Source organism: Ilyomonas limi, assembly GCF_005233845.1.
GTDB classification, from domain to species: Bacteria; Bacteroidota; Bacteroidia; order Chitinophagales; family Chitinophagaceae; genus Ilyomonas; species Ilyomonas limi.
In genome coordinates this window covers 157853-178109 of record NZ_SZQL01000002.1, presented here as the reverse complement: position 1 = coordinate 178109, position 20257 = coordinate 157853, and the positions used below count along the sequence as shown (strand labels likewise).

At 41.0% G+C, this 20257-nt stretch carries 21 protein-coding genes; 13 read left to right on the top strand and 8 right to left on the bottom strand.

Annotation, left to right across the window (positions count from 1 at the left end; all coding sequences use genetic code 11):
• Positions 1-191: 191 nt before the first annotated feature.
• From FC093_RS04160 to carB, 7 genes are all read left to right on the top strand, one after another.
• Entirely contained in the window at positions 192-1289 is a 1098-nt protein-coding gene (locus FC093_RS04160; RefSeq protein WP_137260495.1) for a vWA domain-containing protein, read from the top strand.
• 23 nt (positions 1290-1312) lie between these two features.
• Complete coding sequence (locus FC093_RS04155; protein WP_137260494.1) at positions 1313-1543, top strand: hypothetical protein; 231 nt, start codon at positions 1313-1315, stop codon at positions 1541-1543.
• Positions 1516-1911: a PIN domain-containing protein gene (locus FC093_RS04150; RefSeq protein ID WP_137260493.1), complete on the top strand. Its 396-nt coding sequence runs from the start codon at positions 1516-1518 to the stop codon at positions 1909-1911. Before FC093_RS04155 ends, FC093_RS04150 begins: the two co-directional genes overlap by 28 nt.
• Positions 1912-1932: 21 nt before the next feature.
• Positions 1933-3477, top strand: coding sequence for a sigma 54-interacting transcriptional regulator (locus FC093_RS04145; RefSeq protein WP_137260492.1), 1545 nt, complete (start codon positions 1933-1935; stop codon positions 3475-3477).
• Positions 3478-3720: 243 nt separating this feature from the next.
• A complete protein-coding gene (locus tag FC093_RS04140; protein ID WP_137260491.1) occupies positions 3721-3918 on the top strand; it encodes a hypothetical protein in 198 nt (65 codons plus the stop codon).
• Positions 3919-3989: 71 nt separating this feature from the next.
• A complete protein-coding gene (locus FC093_RS04135) occupies positions 3990-4388 on the top strand; it encodes a cupin domain-containing protein (protein ID WP_137260490.1) in 399 nt (132 codons plus the stop codon).
• A 498-nt stretch (positions 4389-4886) separates the two neighbouring features.
• Complete coding sequence (gene carB / locus FC093_RS04130) at positions 4887-6533, top strand: carbamoyl-phosphate synthase large subunit (protein ID WP_137260489.1); 1647 nt, start codon at positions 4887-4889, stop codon at positions 6531-6533.
• Positions 6534-6694: 161 nt separating this feature from the next.
• Here the strand turns inward: carB and FC093_RS04125 are convergent, their stop codons facing one another.
• Positions 6695-6952: a Uma2 family endonuclease gene (locus FC093_RS04125; protein ID WP_137260488.1), complete on the bottom strand. Its 258-nt coding sequence runs from the start codon at positions 6950-6952 to the stop codon at positions 6695-6697.
• Positions 6922-7137, bottom strand: coding sequence for a hypothetical protein (locus FC093_RS04120; protein ID WP_137260487.1), 216 nt, complete (start codon positions 7135-7137; stop codon positions 6922-6924). The genes FC093_RS04125 and FC093_RS04120 overlap by 31 nt, the downstream gene beginning before the upstream one ends.
• 113 nt (positions 7138-7250) lie before the next feature.
• Between FC093_RS04120 and FC093_RS04115 the strand changes: the two genes are divergently transcribed.
• On the top strand, positions 7251-9752 hold the full coding sequence (locus tag FC093_RS04115; protein ID WP_137260486.1) for a TonB-dependent receptor: 2502 nt from the start codon (positions 7251-7253) through the stop codon (positions 9750-9752).
• 135 nt (positions 9753-9887) lie between these two features.
• On the opposite strand, the gene FC093_RS04110 is transcribed toward FC093_RS04115, so the two are convergent.
• A complete protein-coding gene (locus FC093_RS04110) occupies positions 9888-10274 on the bottom strand; it encodes a RidA family protein (protein ID WP_137260485.1) in 387 nt (128 codons plus the stop codon).
• Between the two features lie 226 nt (positions 10275-10500).
• Between FC093_RS04110 and tsaB the strand changes: the two genes are divergently transcribed.
• From tsaB to FC093_RS04095, 3 genes are all read left to right on the top strand, one after another.
• On the top strand, positions 10501-11166 hold the full coding sequence (gene tsaB / locus FC093_RS04105; protein ID WP_137260484.1) for a tRNA (adenosine(37)-N6)-threonylcarbamoyltransferase complex dimerization subunit type 1 TsaB: 666 nt from the start codon (positions 10501-10503) through the stop codon (positions 11164-11166).
• An 85-nt stretch (positions 11167-11251) separates the two neighbouring features.
• The gene (locus tag FC093_RS04100; RefSeq protein WP_137260483.1) at positions 11252-11599 is read left to right on the top strand and encodes an ArsR/SmtB family transcription factor; all 348 of its coding nucleotides are present in this window, start codon (positions 11252-11254) and stop codon (positions 11597-11599) included.
• Positions 11600-11671: 72 nt separating this feature from the next.
• A complete protein-coding gene (locus tag FC093_RS04095) occupies positions 11672-13084 on the top strand; it encodes an MBL fold metallo-hydrolase (RefSeq protein ID WP_137260482.1) in 1413 nt (470 codons plus the stop codon).
• A gap of 181 nt (positions 13085-13265) precedes the next feature.
• On the opposite strand, the gene FC093_RS04090 is transcribed toward FC093_RS04095, so the two are convergent.
• Complete coding sequence (locus tag FC093_RS04090) at positions 13266-14336, bottom strand: NADH:flavin oxidoreductase/NADH oxidase (RefSeq protein ID WP_137260481.1); 1071 nt, start codon at positions 14334-14336, stop codon at positions 13266-13268.
• An 82-nt stretch (positions 14337-14418) separates the two neighbouring features.
• Positions 14419-16092 carry a DNA polymerase/3'-5' exonuclease PolX gene (locus tag FC093_RS04085; protein ID WP_137260480.1) on the bottom strand — a complete coding sequence of 558 codons (1674 nt, stop codon included), beginning with the start codon at positions 16090-16092 and terminating at the stop codon, positions 14419-14421.
• Between FC093_RS04085 and FC093_RS04080 the strand changes: the two genes are divergently transcribed.
• Positions 16033-16506, top strand: coding sequence for a hypothetical protein (locus tag FC093_RS04080; RefSeq protein ID WP_137260479.1), 474 nt, complete (start codon positions 16033-16035; stop codon positions 16504-16506). The genes FC093_RS04085 and FC093_RS04080 overlap by 60 nt on opposite strands.
• 53 nt (positions 16507-16559) lie before the next feature.
• On the opposite strand, the gene rpmA is transcribed toward FC093_RS04080, so the two are convergent.
• Positions 16560-16826, bottom strand: coding sequence for a 50S ribosomal protein L27 (rpmA, locus tag FC093_RS04075; RefSeq protein WP_137260478.1), 267 nt, complete (start codon positions 16824-16826; stop codon positions 16560-16562).
• Between the two features lie 41 nt (positions 16827-16867).
• On the bottom strand, positions 16868-17173 hold the full coding sequence (gene rplU, locus FC093_RS04070) for a 50S ribosomal protein L21 (RefSeq protein WP_137260477.1): 306 nt from the start codon (positions 17171-17173) through the stop codon (positions 16868-16870).
• A gap of 248 nt (positions 17174-17421) precedes the next feature.
• Here rplU and FC093_RS04065 point away from each other — a divergent pair, with 248 nt between their 5' ends.
• Complete coding sequence (locus FC093_RS04065) at positions 17422-18918, top strand: GH3 auxin-responsive promoter family protein (protein ID WP_137260476.1); 1497 nt, start codon at positions 17422-17424, stop codon at positions 18916-18918.
• Positions 18919-19055: 137 nt separating this feature from the next.
• Here the strand turns inward: FC093_RS04065 and FC093_RS04060 are convergent, their stop codons facing one another.
• The gene (locus tag FC093_RS04060) at positions 19056-20198 is read right to left on the bottom strand and encodes an acyl-CoA dehydrogenase family protein (RefSeq protein ID WP_137260475.1); all 1143 of its coding nucleotides are present in this window, start codon (positions 20196-20198) and stop codon (positions 19056-19058) included.
• Positions 20199-20257 lie beyond the last annotated feature (59 nt).

Below are 20257 nucleotides of genomic sequence, written 5' to 3'. Positions count from 1 at the left end.
GCCATCTATGTTTATGATGCTTGATTTATGGAGTCTTAAAACCTCGCAAAATATACGCTAAAATCCTGGTGTTCCTTTGTGTTATTCGTGTATCCGTGGTTCAGTGAAAGCATATAACTGGCATAAAACCTGTGCTGTTAACTTTCTTTTATGCAATTTATTTATCCGCTTTCGTGTAACTTACACCTATTATGATAGGACACCGATTTATACAATTTGATCCCAACGAGCAGGGCAAATCAAAGTTTGAGCAGCTGCTCGATTTGTTTATGCAACTGCTCACTTATACCAGTGGCGATGTAGCTGAAGCCATGCAGTGGATGAATCAGTTGGATAAGCAGTATCAACTGACCGATGATGAATATGGTATGGGTGATTTTATTGATGAACTGAAAGAAAAAGGCTACCTCACCGAAAATAACGAGAAGGGTACTATTGAAATCACTGCTAAAAGTGAGCAAACCATCCGCAAGCGCAGCCTCGAAGAGATTTTTGGCAAGCTAAAAAAGACGAAGCAAGGTGACCATTCTACTACTAAACCGGGACAAGGTGATGAAATCAGCCCCGATTACCGGCCCTTTCAGTTTGGTGATATGCTGGAGCAGATAGATTTTACGGAGAGTATTCGCAATGCACAAATCAATCATGGTATAGAAAGTTTTAACATGCAGGAAGATGACCTGCAGATACGCGAAACCGATTTTAAAGCGCAGACTTCTACGGTGCTGATGATTGACATTTCGCACTCTATGATTTTGTATGGCGAAGACCGCATAACGCCTGCAAAAAAAGTAGCCATGGCATTAAGCGAACTTATTCAAACAAAATACCCTAAAGACACACTGGATATTGTGGTATTTGGCAATGATGCCTGGCCAATAGAAGTGAAGGATTTGCCTTATTTGCAGGTTGGCCCTTACCATACCAATACCGTTGCGGGGCTGGAGCTGGCAATGGATATATTGCGCCGCCGTAAAAACGCCAACAAGCAAATTTTTATGATTACCGATGGTAAACCCACGTGTTTAAAAATTGGTAAGCGTTATTACAAAAATAGTTTTGGCTTAGACCGTAAAGTAGTGAATCGCTGTATTAACCTTGCTGCACAATGCAAAAAGCTAAAGATACCAATTACTACCTTTATGATTGCATCGGACCCTTACCTGCAACGGTTTGTAACGGAGTTTACCGAGACCAATAATGGTAAGGCATTCTTTGCATCGCTGGACAAGTTGGGTGCTTTTATTTTCAAGGATTTTGAAAGTGGTAAAAGGAAAACGGTGTATTAATTTTGATAAAAAGAAATGCAGGTATGAAAATAATGACTATTCAGGTGCCGGATGATTCAGTTGATTTTGTAGAGAAGTTTGTGGAGCGGATTGGAGGAAGTGTAGAAACAAAGGCGAAAGAGAAGAAGGAGAGTAAAAGGGTGCAGGTTAGGAAATATAAGCCACTTGACTTTTTTGGTACATGGTCAGATATTGATCTTGACCCCAAAATATACCGGAAGCAATTATGGCGAAAAGCACCAGAGTTAGAATAGTGGATACCGATAGATTGATTAAGATTTATCGCGGCGATAAGGAAAAGCAAAAAGTAATTGCTCCGATACAGGATCATCTGGCTATTTCCTTTATCATGGCTATTGAATTAATGGCTGGTGCAAAAACAATAAAAAAGCAATATAAAGTTGCTAAAACCCTAAAAGCATATGAGCTGATAGAAGCAAGTCCAATGATAAGTAAAACAGCTTTAGTACTTTCAAGAAGGTATGGTATGCTACATACTATTGGTGTAGCGGATATGCTGATTGCTGCTACAGCAATTGTAAGTGATCTGCCGTTATATACAGATAATATTCAGGATTACAATTTTATTGACGGGCTTGTTTTGTACAAGCCTGCGCAATAAATACATTTTTAAACATTCAGAATGAACATACACGACATAAAAACGTTAGGCGAACTAAAAAGAAGTGGTTACAAGCCCAAATCAATAAAAGAAGAAATACGCAGCAATCTTATTACTAAAATACGCAGCAAAGAGAATCCTTTTACCGGCATTATCGGTTACGAAGACACCGTAATTCCTGATACCGAAAGAGCTTTGCTAAGCCGGCATAATATCCTGTTTCTCGGCTTGCGCGGACAAGCAAAAACACGTATGGCAAGGCAAATGACCGACCTGCTGGATGAATACATTCCCGTAATTGCCGGCAGCGAAGTAAATGACGACCCGCTGAATCCATTAAGCAAATTTGCAAAAGATCAGATAGCCGAATATGCCGATGAAACACCCATCCGCTGGATGCACCGCAGCGAGCGCTACGGCGAAAAACTGGCAACACCCGATGTAAGCGTAGCTGACTTGATTGGTGATATTGACCCCATTAAAGCAGCTAATCTGCGTTTAAGTTTTGCTGATGAACGTGTGATTCACTACGGCATTATTCCACGCAGCAACCGGGGCATTTTTGTGATTAATGAATTGCCCGATTTGCAGGCGCGCATTCAGGTGGCTTTATTCAACATTTTACAGGAAGGCGATATACAAATCCGTGGTTTTAAACTGCGTATGCCGCTCGATATTTTGTTTGTTTTTACCGCCAATCCCGAAGATTACACCAACCGCGGCAGTATTGTTACGCCACTCAAAGACCGCATTGAAAGCCAGATATTAACGCATTATCCAAAAGATATCGAAACCTCGCTTGCTATTACCGAGCAGGAAGCGGATGTGCTGGAAGAACAGTTGCAAAAGGTAACGGTAAGTGACCTCATAAAACGCCTCATAGAGCAGGTGGCTTTTGAAGCACGTGGCAATGAATATGTGGACAAAAAAAGTGGTGTAAGTGCAAGGCTTACTATTGCTGCTTATGAAAATGCCGTAAGCAGCGCTGAGCGCCGAGCCATTATTCACAACGAAAAAAGTACACAGGTTTGGGTAAGTGACCTCACCGGCATTATCCCCGCAATTACCGGTAAAATAGAATTGGTGTACGAAGGGGAGCAAGAAGGTCCTTACCAGGTAGCAGTTAATTTATTGGATAAGGCAATCCGTACACAATTCATTTCTTATTTTCCTAACCCCGATGCATTGAAGAAAAAGCGTAATACCGGCAAAGCTTCGCAGCAGAGCCGCGCCGAAGATGAAAATCCGTACAAAAACATCACGCGTTGGTTTGATGCCGGCAATCATTTGGATCTTTTTGTAGATATGAAAGATGCTGATAAAGTGAATGCGCTTTATAAAGTGGATGGCTTGTATAGTTTTGTAAAGAAATATTTCCCGCACGCCAACGAAAAAGAAAATGCACTGCTCATGGAGTTTGTGCTGCATGGTTTATCGGCGTACTCGCTCATCAGCAAAAAGACGATTGAAGGCAAGATTGAGTTTAAAGACCTTATTGGCAGTATGATGAATCTGGGGCAGCTTAATTTGGAAGACGACGATTTTAATGAGGATGATTATAAGTAAAATGGAATTCATAAATTGCATACAGCGCCACGCATCGCGTGGCGCTTTTTATTTTTTGTAAAACGAACTGTAGTACTACTATCAAGCTGTTGGTATAGCCTGTGGCGCTACAAGCGCCATCACTCACTGCAACTGTAAAATATTCATTGCGCAATAACCAAAATCGGCGTTTTCTATTCACAATCATGCACATAAAGCATAATGGTCTGAAAATTGTTTCTTTAGTATATAAAATGTACAACTATGGAAAACAATCAAAAAAATGATAAACCTACTACCGATGCCATGAAAGGTTACAATCCTACTGACAGAGATTTTCAGCGCACACCGGAAGAAACGGACCGTATTGACCAATCGGAGATAGACGCAAATCAGGAAGAAGCTAATAAAAATACAGAAAGGGCAAATACAAAACCTGAGAAGGATAAGATGAATAACTAACTATTAGAAGTATAAAATGTTTACTAATGACCGATGTACTATATACGTCAGCCATTGTATAATAAATATTTATGGAAGAAAAGTTCAACGAATCAACCATTAACCGTCCTGAAGGCGAAAGGCTGTTGGATGCACCGTTTGTGATAGCCGATCTGGAAGCCTACATCAGGCAGATAACCGAAGAAGATGCGTGGTTTAAAAACGACCGCAATGCTATTACTTTATTTAAAAGTGATAATATAACGGTGGTGCTTATTGCCTTGCACGAAACCGCTCAGTTGCAACCACCATCGCCATCGGTGGGCATTGCTGTTATTCAGGTATTGAGTGGTGAATTAACTGTTGAAATAGAAGGGCAAACCTTTACGATCAAGCGCCATCAAATAGTAAACTTTCACGAGCAATTACAGTACTATATTGCTGCTAAAGAAGAATCTATTTTCCTGCTTACGATGTATAACCGGGATTAATTAAAAGTATTTTATATAAAGCGCTGACAGGGTTCAAAACCCTGTCAGCGCTTTTTGTTATTGCGAGCAAAGCGAAGCAATCTGTGCTATGCTGTAAATCATTATAGATGGCTTAGTTTGATGTTTATGGAAAAGTTTGGCATTAATTAATCATCACTACTGAAGGCTTATGTTGATTGTACTACAACTCACAGATTGCTTCGCTTTGCTCGCAATGACGTTCCTCTCTGTGGTTCAAAACGCAGGTACTCGCTTAAAAGCTCAATCTGTGTACTGGTGTTGAAGTGAGTGATGGCACTTGTAGCGCCACAGACTATACCAAAAGCTTGATAGCAGTACTACAGTTCGTTCTGTAAAAATAAAAAACACCTGGGGTGTTTTTATCTGTTTTAAGTGAAAGTGAATGTTATTCCAGTTAACCCGCTGCCAACACATCAATTCAAATTTTATATCCTCTTTTATTTTCCCGCACTTACATTTGCACAATTTGTTTTTACTATGCCAAAAGATACTTCTATTCAATCTGTGCTTATTGTAGGTTCTGGTCCCATCATTATTGGTCAGGCTTGCGAGTTTGATTATTCCGGTTCACAGGCAGCCCGTAGCCTGCGCGAAGAAGGGATAAAAGTGATATTAATAAACAGTAATCCCGCAACCATCATGACCGACCCGATGATGGCGGATAAAGTGTATTTGCTGCCTTTAACGGTAGAAAGTATTGAGCAGATTCTGGAAGAAACCCAGATTGATGCCGTGCTGCCAACCATGGGCGGACAAACCGCTTTGAACCTCTGTAAAGAAGCGGATGAACTGGGCGTTTGGAAAAAATATGGTGTGCGCATGATTGGCGTAGATGTAGCAGCAATTGATACTGCCGAAGACCGTGAAAAATTTCGCCAGCTGATGGTTGATATTGGAATAAAAGTGGCGCCCAGCCATGTAGCCAACAGCTTTCTGGAAGGAAAAGAATATGCACAGGAAATTGGTTTTCCGCTGGTAATCCGTCCTTCATTTACGCTCGGTGGTACCGGCGGCAGTTTTGTGCACGATAAAAGTGAGTTGGATGAAGCGTTGAAACGTGGTTTGGAGGCATCACCCATGCATGAAGTGCTGGTAGAGAAGGCAGTACTTGGGTGGAAAGAATTTGAACTGGAATTGCTGCGTGATAAAAATGATAATGTAGTTATTATTTGTACTGTAGAAAATGTGGACCCGATGGGGGTTCATACCGGCGATTCCATTACGGTGGCGCCGGCAATGACCTTAAGCGATACAGCATTTCAGGACATGCGCAACCAGGCTATGAAAATGATGCGCAGTATTGGCAACTTTGCCGGTGGTTGTAATGTGCAGTTTGCTCAAAATCCGGAAACGGAAGAGCTGATTGCTGTAGAAATCAATCCGCGTGTGAGCCGTTCTTCGGCATTGGCAAGCAAGGCGACCGGTTATCCAATTGCCAAGATTGCTGCCAAGCTGGCAATTGGATATTCACTGGATGAATTGAAAAATCAGATCACGAGAACTACCTCGGCATATTTTGAACCGGCACTGGATTATGTAATTGTAAAAATGCCGCGCTGGAATTTTGATAAATTTAAAGGTGCCAATGACACACTGGGCTTGCAAATGAAAAGTGTGGGTGAAGTAATGGGCATTGGCCGCAGCTTTACCGAAGCGATCCAAAAAGCTTGTCAGAGCCTGGAAAATGAAGCGGTTGGCCTGGGCTATTATGGTAAAAGCCTGATGAAAAGTGAGGAAATAATTGAGTATATCAAAACGCCAAAGTGGGATAGGATTTTCCGCATTAAAGATGCGCTGATGCAGGGGGTAACAATAAAGACCATTGTACAGGCAACCGGCATTGACCGCTGGTTTATTTATCAGATACAAAATCTCTGCAACATAGAAAAAGAACTCAGCCATTATTCCATTCAGGATTTGCCTGCTGACCTGCTGAAAGAAGCAAAGAAGAACGGCTTTAGCGATGAGCAGGTTGCACGCATTCTCAAATATCATTGCACCGATGACGAGGTATATGAAAAGAGAAAAGCCTTAGGCATTACCCGCGTATATAAAATGGTAGATACCTGCAGTGCGGAGTTTGAAGCAAAAACACCTTATTTTTATAGCACGTTTGAAGGATAGCATTTCTTTATATACAAATGCCCTTTTCGCTTGCTGGCGAAAAGGGCATTTGTATTTTTAAAATAAAGTAATAAAAACTACTTTTTAAAAATTCCATCGAAATCAAATTCAACAGAACAACTTTTATTCAAGACAAATTTATTCCTTTCAACACTTTTGTATTAATTGTCTATCAACTCAAATACTTCCACAGTTTCTTTGGTATAATCAGCCATGATGTAATATTTTACACCATTTTCCCGGTACAATTCAAACTTTATATTTCTATTTTTTACCAAGCTTGTTGATGATAATATTTCTACAATTAAAGCCGGCGGAAACTCTAAATAATCGGTTTCTATTTTACCACACACAATCATTACATCAGGTCTTACAACTGTCTCATTACTTATTTTCCAATCCAATCCTGTAAATACCATGCAGTTGCAGTTGCTATTTTTATAAAACTATCCATTGCCTGTTTTGATAATCTTACCTGCACACTATTATGTTGCCATCTTGCTGAAGGCAACAATTGATAAGGATAACCTTTGATCAATTCCCAATCTTCTTTCCATTGTGCATAATCGGCATACGTGTACCGGGGAATAAGTGATGTTTCCATATCTTTCTTTTCATAAAAATAAGATATTCATTTTCATCAGCCGTTCTATTCCCATATTCATTTTGAATTGTACGAATGTGTATCTTTCCTGCTAAAAACTAACTTCAACTACATTGAGAAAAGTTGCAACTATAATTATCTGCTGTCTTATCTGCCTATCTCTCTTTGCCCAAAAAAATGCAACCGTAAGCGGTCGCGTGCTTAATGAAGATAACAAACCTGTTGCAGGCACATCAGTGCAGATGCTCAATAGCAATAAAGGCATTGCTACCAACGATTCCGGCTACTTTGTGATACAGGTAGAGGCAGGCAGGCCTTTTGCATTGGTGTTCTCCTTTAGTGGCTATCAACCGGTACAGAAAAACTTTTTATTGAATAAGGGAGAGGAAGAAAAAGTAATGGTTACACTGAAGCGCGTTGTTTCACAATTAAAAGAGGTAACTGTAACCAACAGTACAGCACGCGAGCAGACCGGATTGATTAATGTGGATCCTTCCCGGGCGTTGGTTAATCCTTCGCCTTTGAACAATATAGAAAGCCTGATAAAAATATTTGTTGGCAGCAATAACGAACTCACTTCGCAATACAGCGTGCGCGGCGGCAACTACGACGAAAATTTAGTGTATGTAAATGATTTTGAAGTGTTTCGCCCGTATTTAGTGCGTAGTGGGCAGCAGGAAGGCTTAAGCTTTATTAACCCTGATCTGACAAGTGGTGTAAAATTTTACAACGGCGGCTATCAGGCAAAGTATGGTGATAAAATGAGTTCGGTTTTGGATATTACCTATAAAAAACCTACAAAAAACGGCGGCTCGGCTTACGTAGGTTTGTTAGAGCAAGGCTTGCATTTGGAAGGTGTTGCGCATAAGCAAAAAGTAACTTACCTCATTGGCGTGCGCAACCGCAGCAATAAAAATTTGCTCAGCAGCCAATCTACGCAAGGCAATTATATTCCCTCTTCTGCTGATGTACAAGGTTTGCTTACCTGGCAGGTGAGTAACCACTTGCGACTGGAAGCATTGGGTAATTATTCCCAAACACGTTTTACATTATACCCCGAAGAAAATAAATTATCTGCCAGTTCCTTTTCGCCTTTATATCCGCAAAACTTGGAGGTGAATATTGATTTTGCAGGGCGCGAAAAAGATAAATACAGCACCGGTTTTGTAGGCTTGTCCGCTATTCATGAGGTGAATAAAAACCTTCGCCTTAAATGGATGCTGAGTTATTTTGAAGACAATGAACGGGAGAATGTAGACATCACTTCTTTGTACATTTTTGGCGAGCGGGAGATGGATGAAAACAGCTCCTCATTTGATAATATAATCAATCCTTTAGGTAAAGGCGTATATCAAAACTTCTCCCGCAACCAACTCTATATCCGCTTGCTGAATGCGCAGCACAAAGGCTCGCTGGATGCCGGTAAGCATTATTTGCAATGGGGAAATTCCGTAGAACAACAAACTATACGCGACCACATCAATGAATGGCGATACAATGATTCGGCTGGCTATTCTCTGCCTTATACGCCGGACGGTAATCTGGAGTTGAGTGATGTGGTTAAAAGCAATGCAGCCATTAACATCACACGTTTTAGCGGTTATTTGCAGGATAACATACGCTTTAAAGATTCTGCCAGTTTTGTATTGCAGGCAGGTGTACGTTACAACTACAATACATTTACCAAAGAATTGCTTATTTCTCCGCGTATTGGCTTTTCGTTCAAGCCGGTGCGCTGGGAAAAGGATATTGTATTTAAGGGTTCTGCTGGCATTTACGATCAGCCGCCTTTTTATCGCGAATTGCGCCGCTACGATGGCAGCATCAACACCAGTTTAAAAGCACAAAAAAGCTGGCAGGCAGTGACAGGCATGGATTACAGCTTTGCATTATTTGACCGGCCGGCACGCTTTACCACCGAAGCTTATTATAAATATATGACCGATGTGGATCCGTATGATATAGACAATGTACGCATCCGGTACTTTGGTGCCAACAGCGCAACAGCTTATGCATATGGTATAGAGGGCAGATTCTTTGGAGAAGTAGTGAAAGGAGCAGAAAGCTGGCTGAGCCTTGGCTTTATGCGCACGCGCGAAAACATTGATAACGACACTTATACTACTTACTACAATAAAGCAGGTGAAACGATTACTTCCGCATCAAAAGATAAAGTGGTAGCAGATAGCAGTGTGAATGACATAGGCTGGCTGCGCCGCCCGACAGACAAACTCATAACTTTTGGGATGTTTTTCCAGGATTATTTGAGTACCAATAAAAACATCAAAGTGTATCTGAATGCCTTGTACGGCAGCAATTTGCCCTATAATATTCCGGGCAGCACACGCTATCGCAACGCACTGGAAATTCCTTCTTACATCCGCGTGGATATTGGGTTTAGTGCACTGTTGTTAGATGCAGAAAAACAGCGCAGGAGCCATTCTCCATTCCGCTCTTTTAAAAATATCTGGGCAAGCCTGGAAGTGTTCAATTTAATTGATCATCCCAATACAATCAGTTATTTACTCATTAAAGATTTTCAGAGCAATACATTTGCTTTACCCAACCGCCTTACACCGCGTTTAGTAAATTTTAAAATTGTAGCTAACTGGTAAGTGTGAGTGGTGAATTGTCAATTGTGAATGGTAAGTTGTTAGTTGTAAGCTTTTGATGTGAAGGAGTGATTGCAGATGAAATTAAACGTAAGTACCTTATTCACCTTTCCCCAATTGACAATTCACACCAAACGTTTACAAATTCACCACTGCAATCATACTGATTTCCACTTCTACGCCTTTGGGCAGAGCTTTTACAGCTACTGTTTCACGTGCAGGGTAATCGCCGTTGAAATAGCTGCCATACACGTCATTTACTGCGCCAAACAAGTGCATATCTGCCAGAAAAATAGTTGTTTTTACCACATGTTCAAATGTAAGTTTGGCTTCACTCAACACTGCTTTCAGATTTTCCATAATCTGTTTGGCTTCTGCGGTTATATCGCCGGTTATCAACTCATTACTTTCGGGATGGATGGCAACCTGCCCACTAAGAAATAATAGATTGTCCACCTTTACAGCCTGGCTGTACGGGCCAATAGGCATAGGTGCTTTGTCTGTTTTGATAATTTGCTTTGGCATAAGTAAGAAAGTTAAAGTTACACACTGGCAAGTTGCAGTTATTTCTGCAAACCTGCACGCCTTATTTTTGCGGCTCGTTGAGAAATGCGAATGGCAATCACTAAGTCGCAGAATGTGAAGTTACAACAAAGTCTTTTTTACACTTCTTTGAGTAATTTATGTTCTTTGTTTTTATAGTTCAAATATTATTTTAAACAGCTTTTAGTTATCAACCAGATCTCTTTCAATGGCTCTTATTTTAAATATAGATACATCTACCAATGTGGCTGCTGTTGGTTTTGCCAATGAAAATGGTATTATAGCTGTGCAAACAAGCGAAGACCAAAAGAACCATGCTGCTTTTGTGCAAAGTGCTATTCACCAGTTAATGCAATGGCATCAACTGGTACTGCAAAATATAGATGCTGTGGCCGTAGTAAATGGGCCCGGTAGTTATACCGGCCTGCGTGTGGGGCTTGCTTCGGCGAAAGGATTATGTTTTGCACTTAACAAGCCCTTAATTTTATTGAATACCCTGGAAGTAATGGCATTGGCTTCTGTTACTGCGTTTCCTGATGAAAATACATTGCATTGCCCAATGATTGATGCCCGCCGTATGGAAGTGTTCGCAGCTGTTTACAACCGGCATTTGCAGGCATTGTTACCGCCACAGCCGATAATTTTATCAGCAAATAGTTTTAATACTTTTTTGCAATTCCAAAAAGTTGTATTTTCGGGTAGTGGACAAAAAAAGGTGGAATCCATTATCAATCACCAAAATGCCATATTTTCCCAGGTTGCGCATACTATACAGCAGATAAATATGTTAGCACAACAGGCTTTTAATAATAAAAAGTTTGCAGATTTAGCTTATAGTGAGCCTTATTATTTAAAAAATTTTTATACTTTATAAAGATAATTCTAACTTTATTATAATAAGTTGTTTATTTGTAAAACTTACCTAATTATTCATACTCAATATCCTAACATACCAACAAATGATCACAACCGCACACACTCCCTATGTAAACCTCACGAATCCAGAATCGAAGGAACAAATTAAGGTTGATTTTTTACATATTAAGAAATCAGCCCTTATTCTCAGAGCCATGAATCATAAGCTGCGGCAGCAAATGATAAAATTGCTTGATGAGAACGGACGACTAACAGTAACCGAATTATACATCAAACTGCGTCTGGAGCAGTCGGTGGCTTCTCAGCACTTAGCTATTTTGCGCCGTGCCGGCGTTGTAGTTACCAAGCGTGATGGCAAGTTTATTTATTACGCTATCAACTACCCGAGAGTAGCCGAGATTAACCAGTTTGTGGAGAATCTCATTGCCTAAAGTCCTGTTACAAAAAGTTTTACGTGGCTGTGCCGCCGCTGTATGTGCGTTATCTTTGCTAAAAATAAGCACATGTATATACAGCAATTATACACCGGCTGCATCAGCGAGGCAGCTTATTATATAGAAAGTAACGGCGAAGCAGCAATTGTAGATCCGCTGCGCGACATTGACCCCTACCTATTACTGGCTAAAGAGCGCAATACTACTATACGGTATATTTTTGAAACGCATTTTCATGCAGATTTTATAAGTGGCCACCTCGACCTGTGTAAGGCTACCGGTGCGCCTATTGTTTATGGCCCCGATACACAAGCAAATTTTGATGTAATTGTAGCTGCAGACAACCAGGAATTTACTTTGGGAAACATTACCATACAAGTACTGCATACACCCGGGCATACACTTGAAAGTACTTGTTATCTGGTAAAGAATGAAGGTGGAAAGCCCTACGCTATTTTTACCGGTGATACCTTATTTGTAGGCGATGTAGGCAGACCCGATCTGGCTCAAAAAGGGGAAACACTTACTACCGAAGATTTGGCCGGCATGTTGTACAACAGCCTGCAGCAAAAAATTATGCCGCTGGCAGATGATATTATTGTTTATCCTGCACACGGAGAAGGCAGCAGTTGCGGTAAACATCTTGGCCCCCATAACTACAGTACTATTGGCGAGGAAAAAAAGAGCAATTATGCTTTGCAGCCGCAAACCAAAGAGGAGTTTATTAAAGCAATAACCGAAGGACTTGCTGTGCCACCGCAATATTTTCCGTTAAATGCTCAAATTAACAAAGAAGGCTATGAGGCGTTGGATGCTTTACTTGAAAAAGGACTGACTCCGCTGAATGTTGCTGATTTTAAGACCATTATCCGGCAGGAGGATAATATTTTGCTCGATACCCGGCCTACTGGTTTATTTACACAAGGATTTGTTCCCGGTGCTATTAATATCGGGCTCGAAGGCCGCTTTGCCGAGTGGGCAGGCAGTTTGTTGCCGTTTGACAAAAGCTTAGTGCTGATAACCGAGAATGGCAAAGAAAAAGAAACGATTGTACGGTTGGCACGTGTAGGTTTTGAGAAGTTTAAAGGTTATTTGGAAGGTGGCTATGAAGCATGGAAGGAAGCCGGTGAACCGGTAGATATGATTATTAACGTTGATGCTGATGAATTGGCAATGGATATTCCCTTTGATGAAAATTTGGTGATTATGGATGTACGCAAAGAAGTGGAATTTGCTGATGGTCATGTCAAGGATGCCATAAACATTCCCCTCAGCAATCTCACCGATCCGGGAAGTATGGCCAGCATCAATGATACTGATAACCTGTATCTGCATTGTGGCAGTGGCTATCGCAGTGTGATAGCCGCATCCCTGCTTAAACGCCAGGGCATTCATAACCTGCGCAACGTTAATGGAGGTTATACTGCTATTAAAAATGAACAAAAGATTGAAACTGAAAAAAGCAATGAAGTGCTTAATTAGTTTTAAAATACTATATAAAAAGAGGCAAATGGCTTAGCCATTTGCCTCTTTTCTTTTTCAGGATGAGCTTGTATGCAAGCACTTAGTTTTTGGGGTAGCTCGTAATGCCAAGAGCACCAGTACTCCCTTCAATACCCGTGGGTACATCGTGTTGCGAGTGTAGCAAAACAATGATGGGAAATTATTTTCTTGGTTTTGCTCTTTCGTACTGTACCGGCCAAGGTATCTCATCACCGAGCGTTTGTGCAGCGTGCAGCGGAAAATACGGATCGCGTAAGCTTTCGCGGGCTATAAGTATAATATCGGATTGCTCTTTTTCCAGAATCATATCGGCTTGTTGCGCATTGGTGATTAAACCTACTGCACCTGTAAGAATACCAGCTTCGGCTTTAATGCGTTCTGCAAACTCCACCTGATAGCCAGGCTTGAGCGGAATTTTAGCATGTACATTACCGCCCGAAGAAGTATCAATCAGGTCTGCACCTTTTTCCTTTAGCATGGCAGATAGTATTACTGAATCTTCAATATCCCAGCCACCATCGGTCCAGTCGGTTGCCGATATACGAATAAATAAAGGCTTATCATTCCCCCAGGTATTCCGCACGGCTTCGGTTACTTCAAGTAATAAACGAGCGCGATTTTTAAAAGTGCCGCCATATTCATCGGTGCGTTTATTACTTAATGGCGAATAAAATTCATGAAACAAATAGCCGTGTGCCGCATGAATTTCTACTACATCAAAGCCTGCTTTTATTGCCCTTTTGGCCGCTGCTACATAGTCATCAATTACTTTTTGAATGCCTGTTTTATCCAGTGCTGCCGGCAATCCGTCGCCTTCGGCAAAAGGTATAGGGCTGGGTGCTACTGTTTGCCAGCCATAGGGCTCATCAGCAGGAATGAATTTGCCACCATCCCACGGTTTTTGACGACTAGCCTTGCGCCCGGCATGTGCCAGCTGAATGCCTGCAAGTGTGCCTTGTGCATGAATAAAATCTACTATTTGCTTCAGCTTTTCTATCTGCTCCTCTTTCCACAAACCCATATCGGCGTAAGTAATACGCCCTTCGGGCGAAACGGCAGTCGCTTCCTGCATTACCAATGCGGCACCGCCTACTGCGCGGCTACCCAAATGTACGAGATGCCAGTAGTTGGCAAAACCATCAACAGAAGAATACTGACACATGGGCGAAATCGTAATGCGGTTTTTAAGTGTGGTATTTCTGATAATTAGCGGCGAGAATAATTTACTCATAGGTTTTTTAGAATAGTTGGAAAAATAAAAATGCAGCCTTATAAGCTGCATTCGTTTACCAATGCAAAGGTATAAACGAAAGTTACATGGGGCGTTTTGCTTTTTGCCCCGCTATAAATGTTTCAAACTGTTGCAGGCTGAAACTGCTGAGATTCTGCTGTTTGGTGAGCCCTGCTTTTTGTGCCACCAATACACCATAATAAATATCATTAAATCCATTAATGGAGTGTGCATCGGGGTCAATAGAAATAAGTACACCTTTTTCCAGTGCATAGTCAATATAGCGCCAATCCATATCAAGGCGGCGCGGATTGGCATTCAATTCAATAACAACATTATTAGCAGCACAGGCGTCTATAATGGTTTTATGATTTACCGGAAAACCGCTGCGGCTAAGCAACAGCCTGCCCGTCATGTGACCTAAAATACTGGTGTATGGATTCTCAATAGCAATAAGCAAACGCTTCATGGCTCTGTCTTCGCTCATCTTTAAGTTACTGTGAACAGAAGCAATCACCAAATCGAATGTGGTTAATACATCAGATGCATAATCCAAACTACCATCACTCAGAATATCACTTTCTATACTTTTAAAAATTTTGAAAGGTGCCAGTTTTGCATTCAGTTCATTAATTTCCTGATGTTGGGCGCTCACTTTTTCTTCGTATAAACCACCGGCATAAGTAGCTGTTTTGGAATGGTCGCTAATAACCAGATATTGAAAGCCTTTTTCTATAGCAGCTTTTGCCATTGCTGCAATGGTAAAAGAGCCATCGCTCCAGGTACTGTGCGAGTGAATAATAGCAGTAATATCTTTTGGTTGTATAACTTCAGGTAAATTATTATCTTTTGCCTTGCTAATAATAGCAGGACTTTCGCGCAAATAAGGAGGGATGAATGCTATACCGGCTTCAGTAAATATGATCTCTTCGCTGTTGTAAGATTCTTTAAGTGGAAATTGCTGTTGCCATGCTTGCAAAAATGCTTCGCTGCAACTTGTGATGAACAGTTTTGTAAATTGATTGGATGTATTTGCCAAATGAAATTGCACCTCTACATTATGCGGGCTTTTAAATGTAACTGTACTGCTATTGATAGAAAGCGTTTCGAATTGTTGGTTGGTAAAAAAATCTTGTAATTCGGTTACAGCAGCTGTTGTTATCCATTCTATTTGTTCTACTATTTCCAGGTGCCTTCTTACTGCGCCGGTAAGTAAAAAAGTGTTTTGAGGCAGTGCAGCCTGCAGTTGCTGTGTTAGTGCATCGGCATAACCACTTATTTCAGCATATAAATAACTGCCCTGATTTTGCAGATAGAATTCAATGGCTTCCTTAATGTTTTGCTGCGTTTTTTCACCAAAACCTTTATACAACATCAGCCTGTTTTCGTTGCAGGCATACAGCAATTCACCAATTGTTTCTATTTCTAATTCTTTCCAAATTGTACTGATCTTTTTTGCACCCAAACCTTTTATCTTCAGCATTTCTAAAACGCCTATCGGTGTTTTTTGTATATATTCATTCAGCAAGGGCAATTCACCGGTGTGTAGTTGCTGTAGTATTTTTTTACAAATAGCTTCACCAATGCCTTTAATGGATTCAATTTTTTCTTCAGGCAACTGACTTAACTCAGCCGGCAGTTTATCTATGGTAAAAGCAGCATTAGCGTACGACTTTGATTTAAAACTGTTTTCGCCATGTATATCCATCAGTTTGGCAAGCAGCGAAAAGTTATTGGCAATGGCACTGTTGTTCATGCCACGAATGTAGAAAGAAGCGCGAATATTGTGCCGCTACAAAAGGATATAGAGTATAAAAAAATCCCGGCGTTATGCCAGGATTTGAATTTACTTTCTTTACAAAAAACATCAGCTTACTTTGTTGCTCCTTTGGACGAAGCTTTTGATGTTGTCTTTGAGGCTGATGCCGTTTTTTTAGTAGCTGCTTTTTTTGTGGAAGCGGTGGTAGCTTTTTTAGCACTTGCCTTTTTCACAGGCATTGCTTTTTTGGTGGCTGTAGCCGCTTTCGATGTGCCAGCCGCCTTTTTAGGAGCAGCGGTTTTTTTTGTAGCAGTGGCGGCAGATGTTTTTGGCGCCGCTTTCTTTGCAGTTGCCGCTTTAGAAGTAGCAGCTTTTTTTGCAGTTGCCATGTTTGTACAATTTAGTGGTTAGTAAATATTCCATAAAAGTACATAACTTATGCCAACTACAAAAAATTTTCCACACTATGCAGTTGCTTCAGCAGCGTTTACAGAGATTGTGGTTTTGTTATCTTTTGTTTTTCTAAAAGTTACCACACCATCTGCCAAAGCAAATAAGGTAAAATCTTTACCAACGCCTACATTTTTACCCGGATGATATTGCGTGCCACGCTGACGAACGATGATGTTGCCGGCAATAGCAGGCTGGCCGCCATATATCTTTACACCCAGGCGTTTACTATTAGAGTCACGACCGTTCTTAACACTGCCTTCCCCTTTTTTATGAGCCATAAAAATCTATTTAATAATGTTGATGAAATTATTTAAGAGAATTAAGCAATACTGCTGATTTTGATTTGCGTGTACTGCGTACGGTGACCATGCTTTTTACGGAAGCCTTTACGACGCTTCATTTTAAAAGCAATTACTTTATCGCCCTTGATAAGGTCGTTGAGTATTTCGGCTTTTACGGTAGTTTTTACATCAGCACCGGTGGTGAGACCACCATTGTTATCCACCAGCAATACATCGCTAAACTCAACCGTATCGCCACTTTTGCCAGACAAGTGTGGTACATACAGGCTATCACCTTCCTGTACTCTGAATTGCTGACCTGCTATTTTTACAACTGCAAACATAACTTTTCTAAAATTAGGGTGGCAAAGGTAAGGATTTTAGATAAATGGAAGTAATTATTATGCTAAAACTTTTCTTATTTAATAGAATAGCACCCAAATGATGTTTATATACGATGTAAGATGTGTGGTGTGAAGGTGATAGTTACATGTGCTTTGTCGTAATTAGCTTTAATTTACAAAAGCATTACTATTCTGTACCAAACAGAATAGTACATTCCATTATTTTTGTCTATTACTTTTGTTGCTATATGAATATAAAATCCACACTTGCAAAGCCATTTGCCAACTACATTTATAATAAGACTAAAAAAGAAATGTACACGGCAGTGCAAGATCAGGAGCAAATACTCACTAACCTGGTAAAAAGTGCAAAAGACACCGTATTTGGTAAAGATCATGGATTTGATTCAATACGCACTTACGAAGATTTTAAGCGGCAGGTGCCCATACGCGATTATGAACAACTGAAGCGGTATATAGTGCTGGTAAAAGAAGGTAAACACAATATTTTATGGAGAGGCAAGCCAATTTATTTTGCCAAAACCAGCGGCACTACCAGTGGTATAAAATACATTCCTATTTCTAAAGATTCTATTGATAACCACATAGATACTGCACGCAATGCATTGCTTTGTTATATAGCACAATCGGGCAATGCGGCTTTTACCAACGGTAAATTGATTTTTCTCAGCGGTTCGCCGGTGCTCGATAGGGTAGGAGGCGTGCCTACGGGAAGGTTGAGCGGCATTGTAAACCACCATGTACCCCGGTATTTGCGGTCTAACCAATTACCTTCTTACGAAACGAATTGTATTGAAGACTGGGAAACTAAGCTGGACGCGATTGTAAAAGAAACTATTAACCAGGATATGACGCTCATCAGCGGTATTCCGCCGTGGATGCAAATGTATTTTGACCGGCTTACAGCAGTAAGTGGCAAAAAGATAAAAGATTTGTTCCCCAACTTTTCGGTGATGGTATATGGCGGCGTAAACTTTGAACCCTACAAGGCAAAACTGTTTGATAGTATTGGTAAAAAAGTGGATTCTATTGAAACTTTTCCTGCTTCCGAAGGATTTTTTGCTTTTCAGGATACGCCCGAACACCAGGGTTTATTATTAAACACTAATTCCGGTATTTTTTATGAGTTTGTGCCCGCCGGTGAAATTTGGAACGATACCCAAACACGCCTTAGCCTGAAAGACGTAAAAGTGGATGAAAACTATGCGCTGATTATTAGCAATAATGCCGGCTTATGGGCATATAATATTGGCGATACGGTAAAATTTGTCAGCATCAATCCATACCGGTTAGTAGTTACGGGGCGCACCAAACACTTTATCTCGGCTTTTGGTGAGCATGTAATAGCCGAAGAAGTGGAACAGGCATTGATGAAAGCGGCAGGGGAAGAAAATATTTCTATTATTGAATTTACCGTAGCGCCAATGATACAGCAGGGCGAAGGAAAAAGCTACCACGAGTGGTTTATTGAATTTGAAAATGAACCTGAAGATTTGCAGGCTTTTGCAGAAAAAGTAGATAATAACCTACGCGCAAAGAATGTGTATTACGATGATTTGATTGCCGGTAATATTTTGCAACGCTTACAAATAAGACCTGTACAAAAGTCTGGTTTTATTAATTACATGAAATCCATTGGCAAGCTTGGCGGACAAAACAAACTGCCAAGGTTGAGTAACGACAGGAAAATAGCAGAAGACATGAAAGCGTTTGAAGTGAAGTAATTTTGCCACTAAGGCACGAAATTACGAAGTATATTCTTAAGCCTCTTTGTGCCTTTATGGCAAAAGCAAAAGCCCGCTCTTATAAAAAAGCGGGCGGGTAAGCAAGCAATCAAAATCCACTCAATCGTTAGAGGCCTTTATTCGCGTAGAGCCTCGCGGGCAATTACAATTTTTTGTATCTCCGAAGTGCCTTCGCCAATCGTGCACAGCTTGGCATCTCTATAATATTTTTCTACCGGAAAATCTTTGGTATAGCCATAACCGCCAAAAATCTGTACTGCATCATTAGCTACTTTTACCGCCACTTCACTTGCATAGTATTTTGCCATAGCTGCCTGTTGCGTTACATTTTCACCCATCACTTTGAGATGACAAGCTTTTTGCGTAAGCAAATCTGCAGCTTCTATCTCTGTGGCCATATCAGCCAGCTTAAAACTGATGCCCTGGAAAGAAGCAATTGGTTTATCAAACTGGTGGCGTTCTTTGGCGTATTGCAATGCTGCTTCATATGCACCCTTGGCAATACCCAGCGACAAGGAAGCAATAGATATTCTGCCACCATCCAGTATTTTCATTGCCTGGTGAAAGCCGTCGCCTACTTCGCCCAGCATATTTTCGGCAGGTATGCGGCAGTTATCAAAGATCATCTCGGCAGTTTCGCTGGCGCGCATACCCAGTTTATTTTCTTTTTTTCCACCATAAAAACCTGGCGTACCCCGCTCTACAATAAAGGCTGTGCTGTTATTTTTGGTGCGCGGCTCGCCGGTGCGGGTGATGACTACTGCTACATCACCGCTTTTGCCATGCGTAATCCAATTTTTAGTACCGTTGATAATCCATTCATCGCCGTCCTGCACAGCGGTACATTTCATGTTGCCGGCATCACTGCCGGTATTGGGTTCTGTTAAGCCCCAGGCACCAATCCATTCGCCGGATGCCAGCCGGGGCAGGTATCTGTATTTCTGTTCTTCATTACCAAAGGTGAGAACATGATTGGTACAAAGAGAATTATGTGCTGCCACGCTCAAGCCTATAGAGCCACACACTTTGGCTATTTCTTCTATTACTACTTTGTACTCAAAATAGCTCAGTCCGGCGCCGCCATATTCTTCGGGCACCAGCACGCCCATGATGCCCAACCTGCCCATCTCTTGCAGCACTTCTTTTGGAAAGGTCTGACTTTCATCCCATTCCATTACATGCGGCTTAATGTATCGCTCAGTAAATTCGCGGGTAGCTTCTCCTATCTGCTGTGTTATTTCTTCGGTAACGAAATTCATACTAACTAATGTTAGTTTGCAAAATTAATGGAAGTTTTGTATGTATTAAAAATATATAA

Coding starts and splice junctions, on each gene's coding strand:
- FC093_RS04160 (WP_137260495.1), top strand. CDS start 192: ATGATAGGACACCGATTTATACAATTTGATCCCAACGAGCAGGGCAAA.
- FC093_RS04155 (WP_137260494.1), top strand. CDS start 1,313: ATGAAAATAATGACTATTCAGGTGCCGGATGATTCAGTTGATTTTGTA.
- FC093_RS04150 (WP_137260493.1), top strand. CDS start 1,516: ATGGCGAAAAGCACCAGAGTTAGAATAGTGGATACCGATAGATTGATT.
- FC093_RS04145 (WP_137260492.1), top strand. CDS start 1,933: ATGAACATACACGACATAAAAACGTTAGGCGAACTAAAAAGAAGTGGT.
- FC093_RS04140 (WP_137260491.1), top strand. CDS start 3,721: ATGGAAAACAATCAAAAAAATGATAAACCTACTACCGATGCCATGAAA.
- FC093_RS04135 (WP_137260490.1), top strand. CDS start 3,990: ATGGAAGAAAAGTTCAACGAATCAACCATTAACCGTCCTGAAGGCGAA.
- carB (WP_137260489.1), top strand. CDS start 4,887: ATGCCAAAAGATACTTCTATTCAATCTGTGCTTATTGTAGGTTCTGGT.
- FC093_RS04125 (WP_137260488.1), bottom strand. CDS start 6,952: ATGGTATTTACAGGATTGGATTGGAAAATAAGTAATGAGACAGTTGTA.
- FC093_RS04120 (WP_137260487.1), bottom strand. CDS start 7,137: ATGGAAACATCACTTATTCCCCGGTACACGTATGCCGATTATGCACAA.
- FC093_RS04110 (WP_137260485.1), bottom strand. CDS start 10,274: ATGCCAAAGCAAATTATCAAAACAGACAAAGCACCTATGCCTATTGGC.
- tsaB (WP_137260484.1), top strand. CDS start 10,501: ATGGCTCTTATTTTAAATATAGATACATCTACCAATGTGGCTGCTGTT.
- FC093_RS04100 (WP_137260483.1), top strand. CDS start 11,252: ATGATCACAACCGCACACACTCCCTATGTAAACCTCACGAATCCAGAA.
- FC093_RS04095 (WP_137260482.1), top strand. CDS start 11,672: ATGTATATACAGCAATTATACACCGGCTGCATCAGCGAGGCAGCTTAT.
- FC093_RS04090 (WP_137260481.1), bottom strand. CDS start 14,336: ATGAGTAAATTATTCTCGCCGCTAATTATCAGAAATACCACACTTAAA.
- FC093_RS04080 (WP_137260479.1), top strand. CDS start 16,033: ATGTATATCCATCAGTTTGGCAAGCAGCGAAAAGTTATTGGCAATGGC.
- FC093_RS04085 (WP_137260480.1), bottom strand. CDS start 16,092: ATGAACAACAGTGCCATTGCCAATAACTTTTCGCTGCTTGCCAAACTG.
- rpmA (WP_137260478.1), bottom strand. CDS start 16,826: ATGGCTCATAAAAAAGGGGAAGGCAGTGTTAAGAACGGTCGTGACTCT.
- rplU (WP_137260477.1), bottom strand. CDS start 17,173: ATGTTTGCAGTTGTAAAAATAGCAGGTCAGCAATTCAGAGTACAGGAA.
- FC093_RS04065 (WP_137260476.1), top strand. CDS start 17,422: ATGAATATAAAATCCACACTTGCAAAGCCATTTGCCAACTACATTTAT.
- FC093_RS04060 (WP_137260475.1), bottom strand. CDS start 20,198: ATGAATTTCGTTACCGAAGAAATAACACAGCAGATAGGAGAAGCTACC.